Source organism: Nitrospira sp. CR1.1 (genome assembly GCA_014055465.1).
GTDB lineage: Bacteria > Nitrospirota > Nitrospiria > Nitrospirales > Nitrospiraceae > Nitrospira_A.
Window position 1 is genome coordinate 1 of the sequence record WIAF01000030.1, and the last position, 3,724, is coordinate 3,724.

Annotated in this window: 3 protein-coding genes; all 3 read right to left on the reverse strand. The window is 58.5% G+C overall.

The genetic code is table 11. The features are described from left to right. A partial coding sequence (locus tag GDA65_20470; protein ID MBA5865056.1) for a hypothetical protein occupies positions 1–1,560 on the reverse strand: 1,560 nt, incomplete at its 3' end. Further along, positions 1,539–2,066, reverse strand: coding sequence for a hypothetical protein (locus tag GDA65_20475; GenBank protein ID MBA5865057.1), 528 nt, complete (start codon positions 2,064–2,066; stop codon positions 1,539–1,541). The genes GDA65_20475 and GDA65_20470, both read right to left, overlap by 22 nt. Further along, on the reverse strand, positions 2,027–3,724 hold a 1,698-nt coding region (locus GDA65_20480; GenBank protein MBA5865058.1), incomplete at its 5' end, for a hypothetical protein. The genes GDA65_20475 and GDA65_20480, both read right to left, overlap by 40 nt.

Sequence of the window (3,724 nt, forward strand, 5' to 3'; positions counted from 1 at the left end):
GTACTGGTAGGCGAAGTTCGCATCGGCCGTGAGTTGATTGCCGGCATTGTGGGTGCTGCCGCCCATCGTCCGATTCCCCACCGCATCATAGGCAAAGGCTTGTGGATCGAGTAACAACGGATGGCTCGCGCTAGTGAGCCGGTCAAGCTGATCATAGCCGAAGCTCTGAAGACCACGCCGATCCGTCAGGCTGGTCCGATTACCGACGGGATTATAGACATAGTCGGCCTTGTTGATTTGGCTGCCAGTCGCGGTGAGTTGATGCAGGATGCTGGTGACCTGACTGGCGGGATTGTAGCTGTAAGTCGTCTGGATCCCGTTCGGGAGCGTGAGGCTGGCCCGTCGCGAGAGGGCGTCATAGACATAGGTCGCCACGGGTTGGGTCTGCGCCCGGCTCTGCACCTCAGCCAGCGTAAGCGTCCGCCCATAGAGTCGCACTTCGTCAATCTCGCCCTTGAAATGGCCGCCCCCACCCGCCGTGTTCGGGTCTTGCCGTCGGCCGAGATACTGTTGGTTCACATTGAAGAGGGTCCCACTCAAGGTCGCCGGGCCGAAGACGGCGGTCAGGCTCACGGCCTGCCCATTCACCCAGATCTGCGCCGTGCCCGCCACGGTATCCACGGCTGCGGCCACATGTTGCCATTGGTCGAAGGTGATCACGCTCGCGGTGGAGCGGAACGTGGAGCCGGACACGGTGGGGCTGGTGGTGGTCCGGACGGTCAACTGAATCCGGCCGTCTTGGAGGAGCGCCACGGAGAACCCTTCGCTCACGAAGGGATCGCGCCGGGCAAAAAGCCAGGCTTCGGCCCCGAGGGGGATCTCCGGCTTGATCCAGGCATCCAGGGTGGCGTTGGTGCTGAGGCTATCGAGCACCGCCGAATCCGGGATACTCACATAGTCATCCACCCCGTCGAAGACAAAGGCCTGCTGGCGGACACCCGGCCCGAAGGTGGTGCCCAATTGCACGGTGCCCGACTGGCCGCCCACCGGATCGGCCGCACTGCCATCCCCCGGCCAGGTAGCGAGCAGATTGGGGAGCCGAGTGGCCGGGGTCGTCGGCTGGGTCAAGGACTGCAGGCGATTCAACGCATCATAGCGGTAGCTGGCCACCTGAACCGGATCGGTCAGACTCAGCCGGTTCCCGGTGAGGTCATAGCTGTAGGCCAAGGTGACGGCGGGTTGATTCGGGGAGCCATCGGTCTTGACCGTGGTCAGGCGGTTCGCCAGATCATAGGTCATGGCCAGGACGCTATCGGGATCAGTGACAGTGGTCAAGTTACCGACAAGATCATAGTTGTATTGAGTGATCTGGCTGCCCGGCAGCGTCTTACTGAGCAATTGATTGACAGCGTCGTAGGCGAAGCTGATGGTCTCGTTCTTGGGCGTGAGTCTCGTGAGTAGGTTGTCGTTGCCGTCGTAGGTGTAGCGCTCGATCTTGCCGAGGGGGTCGGTGGTGCTGAGCAGCCGGTTTCGGCCATCGTAGGCAAAGGTGGACAAAGAAGAGGTTCCCAATCCCATCCTTCCCAGCTTCCCAGGTTCTAGCCCATAAACGCGTACCATTGTGTTTCAGAAGGAATTGGCAGTGAATAATCAAGATGGAGCCTTCCCACGTTCCCATCCGAGACAAATACATACCCTTGATCAGAGCCGATAGCTCCTCCGCCATGGGTGACGACCCACACGGCCCCCCTCGCTCTATCCACAGTAAGTATATCAATGCCTACCTTATGCAATAGTTCGGTTAATCTCCGGACCTGAATCTCCTTACCGATGAAGTGGGTGGTCAGCGCACTAGTCAGCGTGACCTTTTCTCCATCCTTAGTAAAGAAGCTGACTAGTTCTTCTTTTCCCCACGCCGCGGGGGCCAAAATACTGAAGGGTCGACCGGAGACTTCTAACTCCCACGCGAGAAGCCGTATTTCTTTGAGATCCGCCGCGTGAGCCGGGAAACGCAGCTGCAGGGATGCCACTGTGGATTGTGCAGTGCAGCCTATCAGCAGCCCGACGACCACGCTGATTAAGACAACTATCGCCTTTTTGGGGTGAGGGGACATGGCTGTGAACATTGTAGCTCCCAGTATCCGCTATCAAAATCTTTCATGCCTTCTACGATCCATGCATGATCAAAGAAGCCATCTCCATATGGAGGCTTTCCGAAAGGCCCTGGCCAACTGGAACCTTCTGGCGACTCGCCGGAGAGGATAGAATAGGCGCCCGCTCCCCTAACAGCCGTGCCTGGCGCCCACCCAGCCGCCCGAGCCATCACACCGAAATGATAGTTACCAAAATCCTCAAACTTCTTATGATCGGGATCTCGCCGCTTCAAGTCCCACGGGCCCTCGGATTTGACTTTGTCATAGAAGGCCATCTCACCCCATATACCTAAGGAGCCGAGAAATTTAGCCTCCTTAATGTTCTCGCATATGTCAGTCCCCTTCCCGGATGGCCTGACGGGTGGTGGCACTAAACCGAGAGGATCAATAAGAATTACGGGATTGTTTCTCACATATGCATACAGTGTAAGATCGAGACCGTTGAATCCAATCGGATCCTTCTGCAAGAACCTCCCCATCCCCGAGTCGTAGTACCTCGCCCGGTAGTAATAGAGCCCTGCCTCTGAATCGAACTCTCTTCCGGTGTACGTATACGGCTGCTCCACCGTGCCCGGGGATTCCAAGAGATTGCCGTAGGCATCATAGGCATAGGCCTTGGCCACGGCGCCGTTGATATCCGTCAGTTCCGTCACCGTGCCGAGACCATCCTGATGATAGTAGAACGTGCTCCCGGCTTTGGTCACCGCAATCGGCTCATCAATCCCAGGCCCATGGGTATAGCGCGCCTGCAACACATTCGCGCCGTCGTACTCCAGCACAATGTCCTCGCCGTCATACACGTACCGCTTCGTCTGCCCGTTGGCCACCTTTTCAATCCGTCGCCCCAAGCCATCATACCGATAGCTGCTGGTCATGATGGCCGTGGGATTGCCTGCCGCGAATTCCTGCACCTGCGTCAGCCGATTTTCCGCATCATAGGTGTACTGGGTATAGTTCCCCGTGGCGAGCAGGGTCTTTTTGATGAGGTTTCCATTGTCGTCGTATTGATAGCCAAAGTTGGAATCAGCCGTCAGCTGATTCCCCACATTCACGACAGCACCACCGGTGGTGCGATTCCCGACAGGGTCATAGGCGAAGGCTTGCGGATCGAGCAGCAGCGGATGGCTAGCGGAGGTCAATCGATCCAGCGCATCGTAGCCGAACGTTTGTGTTCCTCGTCGATCTGTCAAACTCGTGCGATTCCCTACGCCGTTGTAAAGATACTCCGCCTTGTTGATCGGCGTACTGGTGGCCGTGAGTTGATGCAGGATGTTCGTCACCTGACTCGCCGGATCGTAGCTGTAGGTCGTCTGCGTGCCGTTCGACAGGGTCATGGCGGACCGTCGATTCAGCGCATCATAGGTCCAGGCCGCCACCGGCTGTTCTTGGGTCCGGGGCGCTTGGAGCTCGGCGACCGTCCAGGCTCGATCCGCCATCGTGATCTCATCGAGCTGACCGGTGAACGGATTGGTCCCGCAGCCCCCGGTGCCGATCCGCAGGCCGCCCGCCGGCAGGCTCGTCAAGACCGGCGGCCCGTTGATAAAGTTCCAAAAGCCTTCCAGCTGGCCGTCGCGGTAGAGCCGCATTTCGGTGCCATTGCGGACCACGCCGAGCCGATGCCACTGCCCATC

Bases quoted from the DNA above. Each gene is read 5' to 3' on its own strand.
- GDA65_20475 (MBA5865057.1), bottom strand. From the start codon at position 2,066: ATGTTCACAGCCATGTCCCCTCACCCCAAAAAGGCGATAGTTGTCTTA.